13 protein-coding genes are annotated in these 18860 nt (G+C 55.9%); 6 read left to right on the forward strand and 7 right to left on the reverse strand.

The annotated features are described in order from the left end of the window. Nucleotides 1-208: 208 nt before the first annotated feature. A complete protein-coding gene (locus C4520_20930; GenBank protein RJP14857.1) occupies nt 209-4417 on the reverse strand; it encodes a PAS domain S-box protein in 4209 nt (1402 codons plus the stop codon). 67 nt (nt 4418-4484) lie between these two features. On the opposite strand from C4520_20930, the gene C4520_20935 reads away from it, so the two are divergent. Further along, on the forward strand, nt 4485-5657 hold the full coding sequence (locus C4520_20935) for an EamA family transporter (protein ID RJP14858.1): 1173 nt from the start codon (nt 4485-4487) through the stop codon (nt 5655-5657). A 13-nt stretch (nt 5658-5670) separates the two neighbouring features. Here the strand turns inward: C4520_20935 and C4520_20940 are convergent, their stop codons facing one another. After that, the gene (locus C4520_20940) at nt 5671-7041 is read right to left on the reverse strand and encodes an aminotransferase class III-fold pyridoxal phosphate-dependent enzyme (protein RJP14859.1); all 1371 of its coding nucleotides are present in this window, start codon (nt 7039-7041) and stop codon (nt 5671-5673) included. A 253-nt stretch (nt 7042-7294) separates the two neighbouring features. Here C4520_20940 and C4520_20945 point away from each other — a divergent pair, with 253 nt between their 5' ends. Together C4520_20945 and C4520_20950 are read left to right on the forward strand one after the other, a co-directional pair. Beyond that, nucleotides 7295-10606, forward strand: coding sequence for an ATP-grasp domain-containing protein (locus tag C4520_20945; GenBank protein ID RJP14860.1), 3312 nt, complete (start codon nt 7295-7297; stop codon nt 10604-10606). 273 nt (nt 10607-10879) lie between these two features. Next, nucleotides 10880-12055 (forward strand): MFS transporter, encoded by a 1176-nt coding sequence (locus tag C4520_20950; protein RJP14861.1) that lies wholly within the window; start codon nt 10880-10882, stop codon nt 12053-12055. A gap of 26 nt (nt 12056-12081) precedes the next feature. Here the strand turns inward: C4520_20950 and C4520_20955 are convergent, their stop codons facing one another. Together C4520_20955 and C4520_20960 are read right to left on the reverse strand one after the other, a co-directional pair. Then, nucleotides 12082-13344, reverse strand: coding sequence for a thiolase family protein (locus C4520_20955; GenBank protein RJP14862.1), 1263 nt, complete (start codon nt 13342-13344; stop codon nt 12082-12084). Nucleotides 13345-13668: 324 nt separating this feature from the next. Beyond that, entirely contained in the window at nt 13669-14094 is a 426-nt protein-coding gene (locus tag C4520_20960; protein ID RJP14863.1) for a hypothetical protein, read from the reverse strand. Between the two features lie 401 nt (nt 14095-14495). On the opposite strand from C4520_20960, the gene C4520_20965 reads away from it, so the two are divergent. Then, nucleotides 14496-15383, forward strand: coding sequence for a hypothetical protein (locus C4520_20965; protein ID RJP14864.1), 888 nt, complete (start codon nt 14496-14498; stop codon nt 15381-15383). Nucleotides 15384-15549: 166 nt separating this feature from the next. On the opposite strand, the gene C4520_20970 is transcribed toward C4520_20965, so the two are convergent. Further along, nucleotides 15550-15861, reverse strand: a complete 312-nt coding sequence (locus tag C4520_20970; protein ID RJP14865.1) for a hypothetical protein — start codon at nt 15859-15861, stop codon at nt 15550-15552. A 513-nt stretch (nt 15862-16374) separates the two neighbouring features. Beyond that, complete coding sequence (locus tag C4520_20975) at nt 16375-16914, reverse strand: DNA-binding response regulator (GenBank protein ID RJP14866.1); 540 nt, start codon at nt 16912-16914, stop codon at nt 16375-16377. 75 nt (nt 16915-16989) lie between these two features. Between C4520_20975 and C4520_20980 the strand changes: the two genes are divergently transcribed. Both C4520_20980 and C4520_20985 read left to right on the forward strand, forming a co-directional pair. Continuing rightward, complete coding sequence (locus C4520_20980) at nt 16990-17328, forward strand: PilZ domain-containing protein (GenBank protein RJP14867.1); 339 nt, start codon at nt 16990-16992, stop codon at nt 17326-17328. Between the two features lie 96 nt (nt 17329-17424). Next, nucleotides 17425-17736 carry a hypothetical protein gene (locus C4520_20985; GenBank protein ID RJP14868.1) on the forward strand — a complete coding sequence of 104 codons (312 nt, stop codon included), beginning with the start codon at nt 17425-17427 and terminating at the stop codon, nt 17734-17736. 257 nt (nt 17737-17993) lie between these two features. Here the strand turns inward: C4520_20985 and C4520_20990 are convergent, their stop codons facing one another. Then, the gene (locus tag C4520_20990) at nt 17994-18665 is read right to left on the reverse strand and encodes a phosphoribosyltransferase (GenBank protein RJP14869.1); all 672 of its coding nucleotides are present in this window, start codon (nt 18663-18665) and stop codon (nt 17994-17996) included. Between the last annotated feature and the right edge of the window lie 195 nt (nt 18666-18860).

An 18860-nucleotide genomic window follows, 5' to 3' on the forward strand; every position in this document is an offset into this window, starting at 1 on the left:
AGCATTTCCAAACGCGCCTTCGGATTCCATGACAACCGATATTTTACTCTTAAAGTCATACAGGCATTCTCAGGCAACAACTAAATCGGAGAAGAACCTCATTTTTTTTATCAAATAAGTTGGGTTTTCAATTGCCGGATGATTTCCTTTTTCGTTCAGACAGTGTGGTTGACGGATTTAGATGGGGATCAGATGAGGAGGAACTTGATTATGCCTGAGTGAAATCGAGGACATTTCTGACCTTGGAAAGGAGCTTGTTTACCTGGTATGGTTTCTGAATGAAGCCGAAGACGCCGCAGTCGAGAATTTCCTTTGCCTTTCCATTTTGGCTATAGCCGGTCGAGAGGAGGGCCTTGATGCCCGGGTTGATCTCCTGCATTTTCAGGAAGGTTTCACGCCCGCCCATTTTGGGCATAACCATATCGAGGATGACCAAAGCGATATCGGCGAAGCTTTCCCGATAAACCTCGATTGCTTCTTTCCCGTCTTCGGCGAGCAGGACCTTGTAGCCTTTGCCCTCGAGCGCATCTTTTGCGAGGGATCGGATAGCGGCCTCGTCATCAACGATGAGGATGATTTCGTTGCCTCCGCGCGGGAGATGGTCTTCACGAGGCTCTTTAGATTCGGCCTTGCCGACGGCGGGCAGAAAGACTTTAAATGTGGAGCCGGCGCCCGGCTCGCTGTAGACGCGGATGAATCCGCCGTGGTTTTTGATGACGCCGTAGACCATGGCAAGGCCGAGGCCGGTCCCCTTCCCCTTCTCTTTCGTGGTAAAGAATGGCTCGAAGATTCTTTTCATGGTTTCCCGGTCCATCCCGATGCCGGTATCGGTGACGGAAAGGGTGACGTAGTCGCCCTTTTTCGCGCCGAAATGCAGTCGGATATAATCTTCGGAGAGATCTGCGACTTCGGTTTCGATAACGAGTTTTCCGCCTCCGGGCATTGCATCGAGGGCATTGACGCACAGGTTCATGAGCACCTGCTGGATCTGTGCGGCATCGGCTTCGACGGTTGCGAGTTCATCGGCGAGATGGGTCTCGATTTCGATGGACTTATCGAACGTGCGGCCGATTATCTTCATGGTCTCGATGATGATATCGTTGAGGTTCACCGTTTTGGTATCGTACTTTCCGCCGCGCGCGAAGCCCAGCAATTGGGATGTCAGTTCGGCGGCTCGCATGGCGCTTCGTTCGATGGTGTCGACGTACCCATAGAGTTTGTCGTTGTGGTCGATCTTGGATTTGATAAAGGACGCATACCCGAGAATGCCTCCCAGGAGGTTGTTGAAATCGTGGGCGATGCCGCCGGCAAGGGTGCCAATGCTTTCCATTTTTTGCGCCTGAAACAGCTGTTGCTCGAGCTGTTTTTTCTCGGTCACGTCGCGGATGATCCCGCGGTAGGCGATGATTTTCCCTTCGTCGTCGCGAACGGAGTTGGCCGTGATCAGGAGATTCAGCTGCCGGCCGTTTCGATCAGAGGTATTTACTTCGAAATCCTTGACGAATCCCCGGTCGGTGAATGCTTTCTCCAATCTTCTGCGGTCCTCCTGTAAAGGGAAGAGGAAGGCAAAGATGTTCTGCTTCAGCAGTTCTTCTTTCGAAGAAGCCTTGAACAGGTGGATTCCGGCGGCATTGATATCGAGCAGTTCTCCATCCGGTGAAGCGATGCAAATGACGTCTTTGGATTCCTCAAAGAGGGTGCGGTATTTTTCTTCGGATTTTCGAAGTTGCTCCTCAGCCTCTTTCCGTTCGGTAATATCACGGGTGACGCCGCGGAACCCCGCGGGGCTGCCATTTTCGTCGCGAACGAGGGACACGCTGAACTCAACGGGGGTGAGGCTTCCTTTTTTGGTGACTACGTTGCAGACGAAGCATTTCTCGGCGTTTCCGCTCTTGAAGACCCTGTTGAAAGCGCGGAACATGATGTCTGCGTCTTCTTCATTAACGTAACGGCGGTAATTCATTCCGCGGAGTTCGTCTGCCGGATAGCCGAGGTATTCGCGGATGGTCTCGTTAAAGAACAGCAGGTTGCCGGAAAGATCGGTTTCATAGAATCCGAGATCGAAAAGCTCAAGGAGCGTGCGATATTTTTCCTCAGATGCGCGATATTTCTCTTCTGACTTGCGCAGTTGCTCTTCTGCCTGCCTTCGTTCGGTGATGTCGCGCGTGACACCGCGAAAGCCGATCGGTTGTCCGTGTACGTCGCGCACGAGCGAGACGCTGAATTCGATCGGTTTCACGCTGCCGTGCTTGGTGATGACGTTGCAGGCGAAGCCTTTATCGGCCGTTCCGGTCTTAAAGACTTTGTTAAAGGAGTTGAAAATGATGCGAGCATCCGCGTTGTTTACGTATTGCCGATAATTCATTCCGAGGAGTTCGTCATGGGGATATCCGAGCACCTTTTGAACGGATTCGTTGAAGAACAGGAGGTTTCCCTCGAGGTCAGTCTCGTAGAATCCGATTTCGATCGAGTCGAGAAGGGTCCGATATTTTTCCTCCGACTGCCGCAGCAGGTCATCCGCCCGTTTCCGCTCGGTGACATCGCGTGCGATGCCGAGGACCATGGGCTGATTATCGATGCGGACCGGGAAGATGCGCACCTCGACGGCGACCTCGCTTCCGTCTTTCCTTATCAAGATCAGATCATCAAGGCTCGCTTTGCCACGGGTGTTTTCTCTCATGATCGCGGCCGCGTTTTCCAGTTGGTCCGCGCGAATCAAGTTCAACTCGAGAAAACTCTTGCCGACCAATTCCTCGCGGGCGTAGCCGATGAGTTCCTCGGCTGCCTTGTTCCCGTCGACGAAATTGCCATTGACGTCATTCAAATAATAGGCGTCCGGCGCGTACTCAAAGAGAATCTTCAGGCGCTCGCCCGAGCTTCGCAGCTCCTCCTCGGCCCGTTTGAGCTCGGTGATGTCGACCAGGTCCGCCAGGATGGCGGGACGTCCCTCATGTTCCACCACGGTGCCGAACGCCTGCATCCAGACGACGCGCCCGTCCCTGGTGATGGTGCGGTAGCTGCTATATGGACTCACATTCTGCCCGTTCAGGCGCTGCTGCGTGACGGACCGCACAAAATCGCGGTCCTCGGGGTATACGAGATCGAGAAACGACATCTCGATCAGTTCTTCGAGGGAGTATCCGGCAAGCTCGATGAGGCGTCTATTCGCGAACTTGAATTTGCCGTCTTGAATCAGGCAGATGCAGGTCAACGAGCTGTCCACCAGAGTCCGGTACCGAACTTCCGACTCGCGCAGCGCCTCTTCGGCCCGCTTGCGCTCGGTTACGTCGCGAAGAACGCCGATGAATGTTTCCGGATTCCCCTCGCTGTCGTACGTGGTCGCGCCGTTGACCTCCACATGGACATAAGAGCCGTTCGCTTGCTTCAAGCGCAGCGGGAAGTTGGGCGTTCTCTTCTTTTCAAGGGCGAACTCGCGCAGGCGCTCGAATACCTTTGCATGATCATCCGGATGCACCAGGTCCATAAACGACAGCTTGTTCAATATCTCGTTCGGCTTGTCGTATCCCAGCACTTTGGAGGCGTAGGCGTTGGCGCTGGAGATCAGACCGGTCTTCATATCAATCGTGCAGATGATATCCGTGGCTTCTTCCACCAGCATCCGGTACCGTTCCTTCGACTCGCGTAGCGCCTTTTCGATTCGTCCCCTCTCGGAGATTTCCGCGCGCAACTGCTCGTTGGTAAGGGTGAGGGATTGGGTTCTCTCACCCACGGTCTTTTCGAGACCGGATGTATACTGTTGCAGCGTCTCCCGTATCCTCAGCGCTTCTTCATGGGCTTTCTGAAGCTCACGATTCTTGCGAAGGGTTATCCTGGAAACCTCTTTGGCTCCAACGAAAGCGATCAGGAAAATCATATTGTCTATGAACAGCCGCTTGTAGAAGAACGCCGGATCCTGGAAATCCCGATGGGTAAAAACATACAGATTCAGCTCCGGGATTTTTCCGTGGTATTCTCCAAGCAGCAGAACCGAGTAGAACACGGAGCTGAGCACCGTTACAAACAGCCCGAGCCTGTGACCGGAGAAAATGATGTGCGGGATGATTATCAACGCATAGAGCCACGCGAAATTGGTTTCGACCGCGCCCAGATACCGCACGGACGCGGTCACCAGCAGGACATCGATGGCGGCGGTAATGGGAATCCTGTATCGACTGCCGGGTCTCAGGGCGATCCATATTCCATTCAGTCCTATTGCGGTCAAGGCGGCAACCAACACAATGATGAGGGACGGCAGAGAAGCAGTTGGAGCCGTAAACGAGAACAGGAAAGCGAGAAAGAGAGTGAGGAGCATTCTGGCTTTGAGCCCTTTTAGACGCAAGGGGTCGTTTTGCTCCATTCTTTGGAGAAAGTTTGTCACTTTTGTTGATGTCATCCTTTGAGAAAACGCGTTTTGCATAGAAAATCAAACCCCATGCAGGCATTTTTTATGCCGTATGTTTAACTCTCGCAAGGAAAAAGTGTAAGTGGTTATAAAAACATCGGTTCAATGGCATCCGGCGGATGATCAATTTTTTCTGCCGGCCTGGTTTTGCACATTTTTGAACGGCGCTACAGGCGAACAGATGATGGGGATGCAAGGGGAATGGCAATTATCTTCCGACGCAAGTGATGTTCTGTTGAGAACAAAACAGCGAGCTTGTGAGAGGTGTGGGTGTACGAATGATATTGACTGGGGGAATGGAGCGGTCTATCATTATCCTAACTCTCGCCGAATCGCCGCCGGTGCTAAGGAAAACATGGGAAAAAGAGATTTGACGGGATATTATTATGCGATTGCGGCCGCAACGCTGTGGGGCTTGGCCGGTCCGGTCGCGAAGCATCTTTTCAATAACGGTGTTTCCGCGCTTGCGCTGACCCAGGTGCGGCAGACGGCGTCATTTTTTTTGCTGGTGGGCCTGTTCCTCATATGGCGAAGAAGATTTCTGCATGTTCGGCTGAAGGATTTGCCTTTCTTTGCGGTCCTCGGGATAGCCGGTCTTGCGATGGTGCAGATATCTTATTACTCCGCCATTAGCAAGATACAGGTTGCCCCCGCGATTTTGTTGCAGTACATGGCGCCGGTGTTCATTTTGTTGTATGCGGCCATCTTCATGAAGGAAAGGGTGACGTCGGCAAAGGCGGGCTCGCTGCTGCTGGCAGTAGCGGGATGCGCATTAACGGTCGGAATCTATGAAACGGATTTTTTCAAGTTGAATCTGGCGGGTGTCGCGTGGGGGCTGGCATCGGCGCTTTTTTTCAGCTTCTATACGCTTTACGGGCAAAGCGGGCTGAAGAAATACAGCGCCATGACTCTGTTTTGTTATGCTTCGGGCTTCGGCGCGATTTTGTGGTGGGTTATCAATCCGCCGAACGTGTTCTTCGCCATTAAGTATTCTCCCCTTATCTGGCTCGGATTTGCGTACATCGCGGTCTTTGGGACAACGGTTCCCTTTGTTCTGTATTTCGAGGGGCTCAACCGTATGGAAGCGTCGCGGGTGAGCATCACGAGCACGCTTGAGCCTGTTGTTGCGGGCGTGGCGGCATTCTTCTTTGTTGGTGAAAAGATGTCGATTCTACAGGTGCTTGGCGGCATCCTGGTTCTGATCGGGATCATACTGCTTCAGCGGAACCCCTCGCCTGCCGACCCAATGGAATAGGTAGCAAAGCCGATTATTTTTCGGCGGATGCGTCCGCGACCTCGAGCGCCTTATCCATGATGGCGATGCCCTCGTCGATTTCGTCCTTCTTAACGATGAGGGGCGGCGCCATAGCGACGATGTTTGACGGGTTGGCCGCCATGGCGATCATACCCAACTCGACAAGGCGTTTCCCGACTTCGACTTTTGGGTTCGAGCCCGGGCGGATTTTTGCGGCCACCGGGATCAGCGGCTCGCGTGTCTTCTTATTTTTCACCAGTTCGAGTCCGACAAAAAGCCCCAGCCCGCGCACATCACCCACCGATGGGTGCTTTTCCTTGAGTTCATTGGCTTTGCTGAGAAGGTATTCGCCCATTTTGGCCGCGTTCTCGATGAGGCCGTCTTCCTGATAAATCTGGATGACGCGTATCGCCGTCGCGCAGGCGAGCGCGTGTCCGGCATAGGTCGCGCCGTGACTGAAAAACTGCTCCTTGAAGCGGTCGCCTATGTGCTTTCGTGCGACGGCTGCGCCGAGCGGCATATAGGCGGCCGTGATTCCTTTGGCCATGGTCATGATGTCGGGCACAACGTTCCAGTGGTCCATTGCGAACCATTTCCCTGTGCGGCCGAAGCCGGTCATGACCTCGTCGGCAATCATGAGGACGCCCCACCTATCGCATATCTGCCGGAGCATCGGGAAGTATTCAGCGGGCGGAACGATGATGCCGTTGGCGCCCGTTACGGGTTCAAAGAGGATGCCGGCCACCTTCTCGCCTCCGCCTTCGAATTCGATCACGCGGTCGACATACTTCACGCACTGCAGATCGCAGGCGGGATATTTTTGGCCGAACATGCACCGATAACAATAAGGCAAGGGAACCGACACGCGCTCGGCGCCGCCGGGAACCTGCTGCCAGCTTCGCGGGTCACCGGCCGAAAGCGTCATGGAGGTGCCGGTCCCGCCGTGATATGAGCCGTAGCGGGCTACGATCTTCCGGCGACCGGTGTACTGATGGCAAATCTTTATGGCGGCTTCGTTTGCCTCGGTGCCGCTCAGGCAAAAGAAGGTGCGCGAGAGGTCGCCCGGAGTTATCTCCGCCACCATTTTCGCCAGTTGCGCTCTGGGTTTGGTTGAGAAATTTGGCGCGAACGAGCAGAGGGTTTTTGCTTGTTCCGTCAGCGCATCCACCACCCGCGGGTCCTGATGCCCGATGTTATGGCTCACAAAGCAGGAGCTGAAGTCAAGAAACTGTCGCCCGGCATCATCGGTAAAACGTACCCCCTTCGAGGAAACGATTCGTTTCGGAGATACGGCCGGCTGATACGACCAGGAATGGAAAACGTGCTCGACCTCATACCGATCGAGGTCGGTCTTTGTCATGGGGATCGATTTCAGATCTATCATTTCGTTCTCCTTGCTGCGAACAAATTCGCACAGACATTTTTTTCAGGGTTGGGAGCGGAAAGTGGAAGGATTGAACTTTCGTGCTCGTTGCAGAGAATTATAGTCGAACGTTTATCTTTTTGCAAAACGAGCAGGGGCGGCTTGATGCGAGGGCGTCGTCGAAAATTTCGGTTCGGAAAGACAACAAATCCGGTATAATAGGGAAAATCATTTGAAGGCATTATTAAGTGATATCAGATAAGGATAGTCGAAGATGAAACTACTGGTGGCAAACAGGGGCGAGGTCGCGGTGCGGATATTGCGAGCCGCCGCTGAACTGAATCTTCAGGCTGTCGCCGTCTTTTCCGAAGATGACGCCCTTTCGATTCACGCGCGCAGAGCGGATGAAAGCAGTCCGTTGCGTGGAAAAGGAGCCGAAGCATACCTGGACATCGAGCAGATGGTATCGCTTGCGAAAGAATGCGACTGCACGGCGATACATCCCGGCTATGGTTTTCTGAGTGAGAACGCAATATTCGCGCGCCGCTGCGCGGAAGAGCGGATTGTTTTTGTGGGGCCCGCCGCCGCAACACTCGAGCTTTTGGGCGACAAGGCAAGGGCGCGCGAGCGTGCGCAGCGCTGCGGCATTCCCACTGTGCCGGGCACACTGGAGCCCACGGGCCTCAAGCAAGCCCGCGAATTTCTGACTTTGCTGGGTGCAGGAGGCGCGGTAGTGATCAAGGCGGCCTTCGGCGGCGGCGGGCGCGGCATGCGGGTGGTGCATGATCTTTCCGAGCTCGAGCAGGCGTTCAGTATCTGCCAGTCCGAGGCGCGCGCCGCCTTCGGGAACGGAGGCGTATATGTTGAGCGTTTTATCCCGCGCGCCCGCCATATCGAGGTGCAGGTGATCGGCGACGGCACGGGTGAAGTATGCCACCTGTGGGAGCGCGAATGCAGTCTGCAGAGGCGCAACCAGAAGGTCGTGGAGATCGCGCCGAGCCCGACTCTGTCGGAGAGCCTGCGCAAGCGGTTGTGCAGCGCCGCGGTACGAATGGCCCGCGAGATCGGCTACAACAGTCTCGGCACATTCGAATTTCTCGTGGATACCGAGGCCGAAACGGACACTTTTTACTTCATGGAGGCCAACCCGCGCCTGCAAGTTGAGCATACGGTGACCGAAGAAGTGACCGGCGTTGATCTTGTCAAGGCGCAACTCGAGTTGGCGCGCGGCCGCACGCTGGCGGACCTCGGCCTGCGCCAGGCGGATATCGCGCCGCCGCGCGGGTACGCCGTTCAGCTTCGCATAAACATGGAAGACGTGGGCGTGGATGGCGAGATAAGGCCGTCCAACGGAATGCTTACCGCATTCGACGCGCCGTCGGGGCACGGTGTCCGCGTGGATACATTTGCGTATCCGGGCTATGTCACCAACCCGAATTTCGACTCGCTTCTGGCGAAGGTTATCTGCCGTTCGCGCTCATCGTATGCGGATGCTCTCGCAAAAGCCTATCGAGCCTTATGCGAATTCCGCATCAGCGGAGTGAAAACAAATGTTCCTTTGTTGCAGAACCTGCTCAAGCATCCGGACGTGGCGGCCAGTCGGGTGACCACTCGTTTTATTGAGGAAAACATCAAGCAACTGGCCGCCCCGAACAGCAGCCACAATCGCCTGTATTTCGCCGATACCGAAACCCGCGGATCAGACAAAATAGGGCTGGCTGACGCCGGAAGCTCTTTGATGCTCGGGCCGGAGAACACAACCGCCGTGACAGCGGTGATGCGCGGAACGGTCATAAGTATTGACGTTGCCGAGGGCGCAGCCGTGCATGAGGGACAGTCGCTCACCGTTGTTGAGGCGATGAAAATGCAGCATATGGTGAAAGCGCCGTGCACCGGAGTCGTGCGCCTCATTGCCGTCGCGGAGGGCGAAACTGTCTCCGAGGGACAGCCGCTGTTGTTCATCGAGCCGATGGATATCAATGCGCCCAAGACGGAACTCGAGAAGGAGGTCGATCTGGACGAGATCCGGCCCGACCTGGCCGAGACGCTCGCGCGACACCGGAGCGGCCTTGACGAACAGCGGCCGGAGGCGGTCGCGCGCCGCCGCAAGATCGGGATGCGCACGGCGAGGGAGAACGTCGCCGATCTGGTCGATGCCGGCAGTTTCATCGAGTACGGCCCGGTTTCGGTCGCCGCGCAGAGACGCCGCCGCGAGATGGAGGACCTGATCAAGAACACTCCCGCCGACGGCCTTATCGCGGGCATCGGCTCGATCAATGGAAACCTGTTCGATGACACTCGCGCGCGATGCATGGTGCTCGCATACGACTACACGGTGCTCGCCGGCACGCAAGGGATGATGAATCACAAGAAGAAGGACCGCATGCTCCAGATCGCCGAGCAGTGGCGGCTGCCGGTGGTGATTTTCGCCGAGGGCGGCGGCGGTCGTCCGGGCGACGTGGACGTGGTGGATGTTTCGGTCGCCGGGCTGGACATCACTACGTTCAAGGAGTTCGCGAAGCTGAGCGGACTCGTTCCGCTCGTCGGCATTGTCGCCGGCCGCTGTTTCGCCGGCAATGCCGCATTGCTTGGGTGCTGCGATGTAATCATCGCGACGGAGAATTCCAACATCGGAATGGGCGGGCCCGCCATGATTGAAGGCGGCGGACTCGGCACGTGCAAGCCGGAGGAAATCGGCCCGATCGGCGTCCAGACGCGCAGCGGGGTGGTTGATATTGCCGTTAAAGACGAGGCCGAGGCTGTTCGCGTCGCGAAAAAATACCTGTCTTATTTTCAGGGGCCGATCGAGAAATGGGAATGCGCCGATCAGCGGCTCTTGCGGAGATGCGTCCCCGAGAACCGGCTGCGCGTATACAATGTGCGCGCGGTCATCGAGACGCTGGCCGACAAGGATTCGGTGCTCGAACTGCGGCCGACGTTCGGGGTCGGCATCATTACCGCTCTTATCAGGATCGAGGGGCGTCCGTTCGGATTGATCGCGAACAATCCGATGCATCTTGGAGGGGCAGTCGATGCGCCGGGCGCGGATAAGGCGGCGCGTTTCATGCAGCTTTGCGATGCGTTTGACATCCCGCTGGTGACTTTGTGCGACACGCCCGGCTTCATGGTCGGCCCGGACGCCGAGATATCAGGGCAGGTGCGACACTTCTGCCGCATGTTCGTGGTCGGCGCGAGCGCAACGGTGCCATGGTTTGCGGTCGTCCTGCGGAAAGGATACGGGCTCGGCGCGCAAGCGATGGTCGGCGGCAGCTTCCACAGTCCGTTCTTCATCGTGTCGTGGCCGACCGGCGAGTTTGGCGGCATGGGATTGGAGGGTGCGGTGCGGCTCGGCTTTCGGAAAGAACTCGAAGCGGTTGAGGATGCGGCCGAGCGGCAGGCGCTGTATGAAACGATGGTTGCAATGGCTTACCAGCACGGAAAGGCGCTCAACATGGCGTCGGTCCAGGAGATCGATGACGTCATCGATCCGATCGAGACCCGCTCGTGGCTGATGCGTGGGCTTCGCTCGGTTCCGCCCCCCGAACCCCGATCGAGAAAGAAGCGGCCGTGCGTGGATGCGTGGTGAGGGAGATTTGGAAATTTAAAAAGGGTGTGCTAAGATATTTGTCAATTCACCTCGCGCTTGGGCGATTTGTTGTTCCAGTTGTTGTTTGCTGAAGGGATGATTAAGGCGCCGGGGGCTGACTCCCTCCACGGGAACTCATGTCTTGTTGAATTCTGGAGAATGGTGTCTGCTCCCAAGGGTTCCGATTAATTCTGACCTCAGCCTGCCGTTCAAGTCGGCTAAAAAGAAGAAAACCTGCCAAACCGCACGATTCACTATTCCATCGCATTCCTGATGCAGCTTTTCACTTCCATCGGGATGCTCTCTATTCCCCTGCTGGCGACGGAGCTTCGCGCATCGAGCCTTGAGCTCGGCGTCATCGGCGCGTTCGGCTCTGCCACGTACGCGGCCACCGTTGTCTTTGCGGGGACGCTCTCCGACCGGTTCGGGCGCAAGCGTGTCATCATCTGTGGAACACTCCTGACAGCAGTCGTGCTGGCTTTCATGCCCTTGAGTTCGACTCCTGTCCACCTCATTTTCCTCAACGTTTCACTCGGATGCAGCACGGCTTTTTTCTGGCCGGTGCTCGAGGCGTGGCTTTCGGATGGTGCCAGCAGCGAGGAGGTGGGAAAAGGTCTCGGAGGATTCAATGTGAGCTGGAGCGCGGGCGCCTGCCTGGGGCCGCTCATGGGGGGCATTTTGTATACCAGGAGCAGCGCACTCGCCTTATTATTGGCCGCCGCCGGAGTCTGTCTCGTGGCGTATATCGCGTATCAAAACAAGAACGTCACCGCGGCATCTCCTCTTATTTCGGCCACCAAACTGGATTCGATTCAAATAGATCAGTCAACGGCCGAGCCAATCGCTGGGCCAACAAATGGCAAATCACTCCTATACGCCATCTGGATGGCCAACTTTACCAGTTGGTTCGTAATGTCGGAAATCAGGATGCTGTTTCCAAAACTCGGAGTTGACGTGCTCGGGATGCAGCCGTGGGTGATTGGACTCCTGATTTTCGCGCTCGGATTCTCATTGACCGCGACCTTTTACCTGATGGGCGTATCGCGGCTCTGGCGCAATTCGCCCCGCCCTCTGATTTTTGCGCAAATCCTGATTATCGTTTTCCTGCTCGCGATGACCGGTTCGACTTCGGCGGTGACGTTAAGTATTGTATTCTGCGGTCTTGGGGTAGGCTTCGGGATTGCGTACTCGTACAGCCTCTATTACAGCGTGGTCGGGAGTTTGGAAAAAGGGGCAGGGAGCGGACGGCATGAAATGGTGCTTGGAATGGGCGCCGTTCTCGGTCCTCTTTTGGGTGGAGGCGTAACCGAGATTTTTAGTACGCTGAGGGCGCCATACATTTTGGGAGCTGTCCTGGTATTCATTTCCCTTGGCGCACAGCTTCGCATCTTCTCCGCGAACCGGGAATCCGCACTCATACGGACGTCACCGCGCGCCGATGCGGATTAGAAGAACCGGCTGCTGCTTACGAATCTTCAGGCCGATTCCACAACGCCGGCGATGCCGTGCCCGCCGCCTCCGCAAATGGCCACCATCCCATACCGGGAGCCGCGCCTCTTCATCTCGTGCAGCAGTGTGATGAGCCGCATTGCGCCGGTGGCGCCGACGGGATGGCCGAGCGATATTCCCGATCCGTTGACGTTTATCTTCTTGTCGTAGTCCTCGGGCCCGATCCCCATCAATTTCGCATCGGCCAGCGTCTGAACGGCAAAGGCTTCCTGTATTTCCAGGAGGTCGATCTGGTCGATCTTGAGGCCGGCTCTCTGGAGTGCTCTATTGGCGGCTTCGGGGACCGCGGGATACGTGAGCGTGGGGTCGGCGCCGGCGACGGCCGACGCGACGAAGCGAGCCATCGGTGGGAGGCCGAGTTGCTTCAGTTTGCTCTCGGACATCAGTACGACCGCGGCCGCGCCGTCGTTTTCGCTCGAGGAATTGCCTGCGGTGCAGACGCCGCCAGGATAGATGGCCGGCAGCCTGGCCAATTTTTCGAGCTGGGTATCCCGCCTTGGCGTCTCATCGACCTCGAACATCTGCGGCTCGCCCTTTCTCCGGGAAAGGGAGACGGCCACAATCTCCTCTGTAAGCCTCCCATCATCGAGCGCGGCGATTGCGTTTTGGTGGCTGCGAAGCGCCCACGCGTCCGCCTGCTCGCGCGAGATGTTTTCGCGTTTCGCAGCCTCTTCGGCCCAGGTCATCATGGAATTCAGTTCGCCGTACCGTTCGATGGGCTGAGACATGACGCGGCCGCGCTGGATGCGGTCGAAAAATGGAATGCCCCACATGGACATCGCACCGTGTCCTTTCGGCATGAATCCGAATTTCGCGTCGGTCTTTCCTCCGATCCCCCACTTAATCTCGCCGGGGACATACATCTCCGCCTGGCTCATGTTCTCCATGCCGCCGGCGACAACGATTTCGGCATTGCCGCTCTGGATTTTCATGGCGGCCCAAGCGACGGCCTCGAGACCGGAGCAGCAGCGGCGGTCTATCGTGACGCCGGTGACGTGGTCTGGCCAACCCGCTTCGAGCAGCGCCATGCGCGCTCCGTTCGAGCATTCGCCGTTCTGATAGGACTGTCCCATGATGACATCCTGCACCTGTTCCGGCTCGATGCCTGCCCTCTTGACCGCTTCATTCAGCGTGAGCGCCGACAGTTTGTAGGCGGGCACGTCGCGCAATGTGCCTCCATATCTTCCTATTGGAGTTCGAACTCCGCTGAGTATGAACACTTTTTCCATCCTCATTTCCTCCCTCACGATGCCTCACTTTAAAACATGAAAAGGAAAATCAAATGCGGGCGCTGCCGGCCGGCAGCAGGTAGAAGTATACCAGAACCCGGCGAACTCTTGCAGAAGTTAGGCGAACTGAATTTTGGGAAGAAAAGTACGGAGGGCTGTTAAACAGAGGGACGAGAGAGATCCCCATTGTCTCGCCCGGCAAGGGAGGGACGGCGGTGTCGTATTATCGGCGCACTCCGCGTTCATCGGCGGTTCCAATAATCTGCGAAAATCTGCACGATCAGCGGATACACAGCATCTTCATTCTGGACACGATCACCCAGCCTACTTGCGGTCTTCGACGCGGGCCTCCATCACGATGCGGCCCCAGCCGCCGCACTGGAGGCCGACATCGGTGCAGCCGCATCTCTTGAAGACCATTTTGTTGGGATCGATGCCGGCATAGATTAACTCATTCGCTCCGAAAACTATTCTCTCCAGCCCTGACAGCGCGTACATGCAGACCCTCTTGGGGCACAGTTTTGTCAGGAGGTTGCCGCCCGTATCGAAGTAGAACTTGTCGCCGACCTTGTGGTGGCTGTTGCACCCGTGCGAATCGACGACTTCCACCACAATGGTCTTGTCTGCCGCGGCGGCCGTTTTGCTGAGGATTTCCTCGTTTCTCGGATTCCCTCTGAAGAGTTTCATTTCGTCGTCGGTGTAGCCGAGGTGCTTCTGGAAGAAATTCCACACATTATCATCGACCTTCACGATGTCCTCCTTGTGGCGGGTTTAATGTTACAGTTTTTAATTAGTTCAAAATTGAAGCATATTTTCGGCGGTTTCGTCAAGAGTGACGGGCGACCGACCGGGTCGCCCCTACGGTGGAAATTTCGGCTAAAGCATGCAGGCAGGACGCCTGCGCTACGTAAGAAAGGTTTTTCAGGAGAGACGTAGACAGCGATCGGCCTCAATGAATCGATATGCGGGCGACCCACCGGGTCGCCCCTACGGCATAAATTGCGGCTGACAAAAACGGATTTTGGATTACGGCGACGATGAGAGCTTTGTTGATTTGCTTTTTGTCACAAAAAGGCGGAGAATGCTGCAAGCATGAAATCCGCCGATGAGCAACAGATCGAGTGAATGTTTTGATCTCGAGGGGGTCTTGAATGGGATACCGGTATGATTGTTCGGGCAAGTGGTTTAAGGGCAATGTGCACATGCACACAACTCGTTCGGATGGCGGGTTGACGCTCCGCGAGGGCGCCTCGTTCTACGCGGATAGAGGTTATGATTTCATCTGCATCACGGATCATATGGTTCCGTTTGTGGCCGAGGAGCATGACGAGCGATGGCCGCTCCTCGTTCTCGATGGGGTCGAGCTTCACGGCGAAGATGAACGAGGCATGCTGTTCCACGTTGTGTGCCTCGGCAATGTGGCCGGAGTGCGGCCGGACATGGGCCTGATGGAGGCGCTCGAGAGAGTGCGCACGCAAGGCAGCTTCCTGATTTGGGCGCATCCTCATTGGTCGAGCAATCTGGTAACGGAAGGCCTGCACCACAAATTTCATGGGATCGAGGTGTGCAACTACCTGTCGCAGATCGGGCAAGGCAAGGGGATGGGAGCTTTTCATTGGGACCTGGTTCTTGAGCGGCACGACCCTGATTTACTTGGGTTTGCCGTCGACGACGCTCACTTTTTCAAGGATATACCGGCCGAACCGGGCGCATGGATCATGGTGAACGCGCCGGAGCCGACGGAGGATGCAATCATGGCGGCGATCAGGAAGGGGAATTTCTACAGTTCCACCGGCCCCGCCTTTACGTCGATAATGATTGAAAAGCGAAACCGCGTCGTGATCGAGACCTCGCCTGTGGTGCACGTCCGGCTGATCGGTCCGCGCGAGAACGCCAAATGGAGAAACACACTCGGCAAAGAGCCCATGACAAGCGCCCATTTCCGGATTCCCGAGGAGTGGGGCTACGCGCGCCTGGAGATCGAGGATTCCTTTGGCAAGACCGCATGGAGCAATCCGCTGCTGCGAAAAAAGAAATGAACGACTGCTGGTTAAGGATTGAGCGATACAATCGTAACGGAAAAAGAATGAAAGAAGGGGCTGAGAAATCCGAGCCCGCGCGAATGCGTGGAAAAAGAATGCAGGCACGGCCGGCATGAGGAGGTTTTCTTCCATCATCTTGCCGCCGGAATGCGGCATCTGATGGTCACGCGCAGATCCTGTCTTTCAGAGAAAAAGGCGGCTCGACGGGGGGCCAGTTGACCGTTGATAGCTGTGAGCACTTGTTTTCTCGTCTTTCCTTCATGCGGAGGTTTTTGACGGACTCGATGGCATTTCGGCACGCCGTGCAGATGAGCACTTTCTCGACGTCTTGAACTCCAATTCCGAAAAGCACTTCTTTTTCCGTGGGAGCATTCTTGAGGTTGAGGAGAAAGAACTCCTTGGGAACCGTGCAGGCGGCCGTAAGCTCGAACTTCCCGCACCAGTCACAGGTAATCTTGTTGATCGGCTCGATCATTTCAAATCCCTCCTGTTGCTTTAGCCGTTGACGAGCGCTGCGAAGGCATCTTCTCCTGTGAGAGCGCGTGCGCCTTTTTTCACGATGGTAGACACTATAACATCGCTTCAGGCGGTTGCAAATACTTTGCAACGAATTTTTTCAAGAAATCGATCGCGACGATGTTTAAAGCATATGGGAGCGTTTCGGGTTGCTTGGGCTCCCAGTGCAGTATTGTGCTCTGTATTCCCAGGCGAAGTGTGCGAATAAATTCGTACCTAGCGATTTGGAGGCGCGGTGTGCAAATAAATTCGCACCTACCCGATAACAAGGGGCGGTCGTGCGGATGAATTCGCACCAACCGAAATCAAGATGCAGTGTTAGTATTGCCGGGGGGAAAGTTGCGCGAATAAATTCGCACCTGTCGAATTTTGAGCTTTAAAGAAGGTTGCAAGAGTTTGATGCAGTCCCTTTCAGCAGGCGGAAGAATAGGACGCGCAAAGTGGACAGGATGGATGAGGGGCGGCGGCGAGATCAGATTTGAAGCGCTGAAATGAGGGCCGCGCGCGAGTTTACGCCCACTTTCCTCATGATGTTGCGGGCGTGATCCTTGGCAGTCTGCTCGCTAATAAACAGCTTCTTTGCGATCTGGCTGTTGCTGAGCCCATCGGAGATCAGGTGGAGCACCTCGAGCTCCCGTTTTGTCAGACGGAATCTCGTTCTTGCTTTTTCCATATCGACCGAATGCTTTTCTATGATATTCTCGACGAGCGCCATGATATGGCCGGGTTCCTGATCTGTTGCGGCTCCTACCAGGAACGCGCGAATTGCGAAGAGAGCAGAATGGCGGCCCCGGTAGATTGCGGTTTGCTGTGCGGCTGGAGCGCGGGAGGGTGACCCATGAGCGGCATTTTTTACCTCAAGCGCGACGTTGCGGATCGTTTCATACAGATCGGGGAGGGAATGAATGATCTCTGAAGCCTCTTTATTGCAGAAGGTTAGCTCGATTTCCAGATTGAAGAAAAGGACGGCGGGCACCGAGCGTCTCTTGATTATTTCCGCCATATCATCCATCGCGCAATTATACCATATTTTGAGCAAAAACCCTGTTCGATACTTGAAAAATCCTACTTTCGTGGGATTGCTTTCATGAGCGGAGGCAGGTATCCTATCACCATCAGAGAGAGAGAGGACCCCATGGCAACGGAAAAACGTAGAAGCGCGCGCCGGCGCTACAAAGAGGAAATCGACTTCGAGGCGATGATCCCGGGTTCAAAGATGCCCCGGGTGACCCCACACCACGCACATTGTCGAGACATCAGTCAAGGCGGCCTCGGAATAATTATCGGGTTTCAGCCGAGAGAAGGAGAGATTGTGAAGCTTTCAATCCCCTTCAAGAAGGGGATTACGCTCCCTGTATTCGCTGAAGTCATCTGGACAACGGCTGAAGCCGACGATTTCAGGGCGGGAATGAGGTTTTTGTCATAAAGAAGTCGGGATCATGCAAGAAGCGCGTGTTTTCATAGGAAACGGGAACACGCATACACGCGCTCTTGCTCAGGTAACGCAAAAGGAGGAATCCACATGATCGAGCCAATCAACAAGATAACTTGTGACTGGTGCGGGAAGTTCGAATTTTCGACCACTACAGCCATACCGAAGGAGTTTTTCCTCGTGACCATAAAGCGCGCCCCCGCGGAAAAAGAGTTCCCCGGTGAAGGCGAGACTCCCGAGGTTGAGCAGGTGCTCCTCTGCACGGCCTGTCGCAACGCGATTCTCTCCGCCAGGAGTTTGCGGATGAAAGAGAGGAGAGAGAACAAGCATTCTCAGGCTGCAACTCTGAATTGGCCCACGGTCGAGCCGCACTACTCAGTTAAAGAGCAAGTTTGCGCGTGATCGTCAGTGATCTGGCACGCGGGCACCCGAAAAGGAAAGCGTGGGGAGTGTCGCGGTGTCCCGCTGCACCAGAGCTTCATTCGGGAGCGCTCGACAAATGCCGGCGGGGGTTATTAAGTCCATCTTTATGAGTCGACATGTCCTCGCCGGCTTTATCAAATCGATCAGGCCGAGCTCGCGAACAGAGCCTGATGATTGCGTCAGACGCGAATCGCTCTTTTCTGCCCATCACCCTCGAGAATAGGTTCATGGTCCGCCTACAGCCCTTTCTTCTCGAGTTCCTCCAATATCCGCTTCACTTCGTCTTCGCCGACGTCGTACCATTTCTCGTACGCGTTTGCCACGGCAAAAAACGGAAGCCGGCTGAGGTCGGGACAGAAAATCCTGTCGACCTTCGGGTGCAGGCGCCGGTATGCCGAGGATGATGACGTTGGCACGGCTATTATGATTCGCTGCGCGTGGTGAGCCTTCACGGACTCGACGGCCGCCTCCATCGTGTATCCCGATGCCAGGCCGTCATCCACGAGAACTGCAATGCGGCCGGTCATCGGCGGGAGGTCGGCCCGTGCGCCGAACAGCTCCCGCTTCAACCGAGCTTCAGCAAGGGCCCTCTCTTTTTGCCGCTGGACCTGCGGCTCCCTCAGCCCGAGATGAAGCATGAGCGCGTGATTGAGAATCAGGTTGCCGTCCGTCGTGATCGCGCCGAAGCCGGCCTCCGGATTATCCGGTATCTGCAGTTTGCGGGCAATCACCAGGTACAGCCTCGCGTTCAGCCTCTCGGCGATAACCGCTCCCACCGGCACGCCGCCATTCGGGATTGAAAGCACAAGCGGGTGCTCGTCGCGGTATTGCGCCAGTCTCTGCGCCAGTATTGCGCCCGCCTCCACCCGATCGCGGTACTTCGGCGCGGACACTTCAAATTCCGACATTAAACCGACCCCCGGATAGTATCATTTATCCATCTCATATTATAATCAACTTGAGCCATGCGATTAAGGCGGGAATACCGTCGGAAGGCATGCGAGAAATATGGGGACAGAGAGACTGTCCGACGGTTATCATTTTAAGAGCAGCTTCTTTAAGTAAGAACTTCTTTTCATGGGTAGTCAAGTTGCGAACACTAA

The organism is Candidatus Abyssobacteria bacterium SURF_5 (genome assembly GCA_003598085.1).
Taxonomy (GTDB): Bacteria; Abyssobacteria; SURF-5; order SURF-5; family SURF-5; genus SURF-5.

Bases quoted from the DNA above. Each gene is read 5' to 3' on its own strand.
- C4520_20930 (RJP14857.1), bottom strand. From the start codon at position 4,417: ATGCAAAACGCGTTTTCTCAAAGGATGACATCAACAAAAGTGACAAAC.
- C4520_20940 (RJP14859.1), bottom strand. From the start codon at position 7,041: ATGATAGATCTGAAATCGATCCCCATGACAAAGACCGACCTCGATCGG.
- C4520_20945 (RJP14860.1), top strand. From the start codon at position 7,295: ATGAAACTACTGGTGGCAAACAGGGGCGAGGTCGCGGTGCGGATATTG.
- C4520_20950 (RJP14861.1), top strand. From the start codon at position 10,880: ATGCAGCTTTTCACTTCCATCGGGATGCTCTCTATTCCCCTGCTGGCG.
- C4520_20955 (RJP14862.1), bottom strand. From the start codon at position 13,344: ATGGAAAAAGTGTTCATACTCAGCGGAGTTCGAACTCCAATAGGAAGA.
- C4520_20965 (RJP14864.1), top strand. From the start codon at position 14,496: ATGGGATACCGGTATGATTGTTCGGGCAAGTGGTTTAAGGGCAATGTG.
- C4520_20970 (RJP14865.1), bottom strand. From the start codon at position 15,861: ATGATCGAGCCGATCAACAAGATTACCTGTGACTGGTGCGGGAAGTTC.
- C4520_20975 (RJP14866.1), bottom strand. From the start codon at position 16,914: ATGGATGATATGGCGGAAATAATCAAGAGACGCTCGGTGCCCGCCGTC.
- C4520_20980 (RJP14867.1), top strand. From the start codon at position 16,990: ATGAGCGGAGGCAGGTATCCTATCACCATCAGAGAGAGAGAGGACCCC.
- C4520_20985 (RJP14868.1), top strand. From the start codon at position 17,425: ATGATCGAGCCAATCAACAAGATAACTTGTGACTGGTGCGGGAAGTTC.
- C4520_20990 (RJP14869.1), bottom strand. From the start codon at position 18,665: ATGTCGGAATTTGAAGTGTCCGCGCCGAAGTACCGCGATCGGGTGGAG.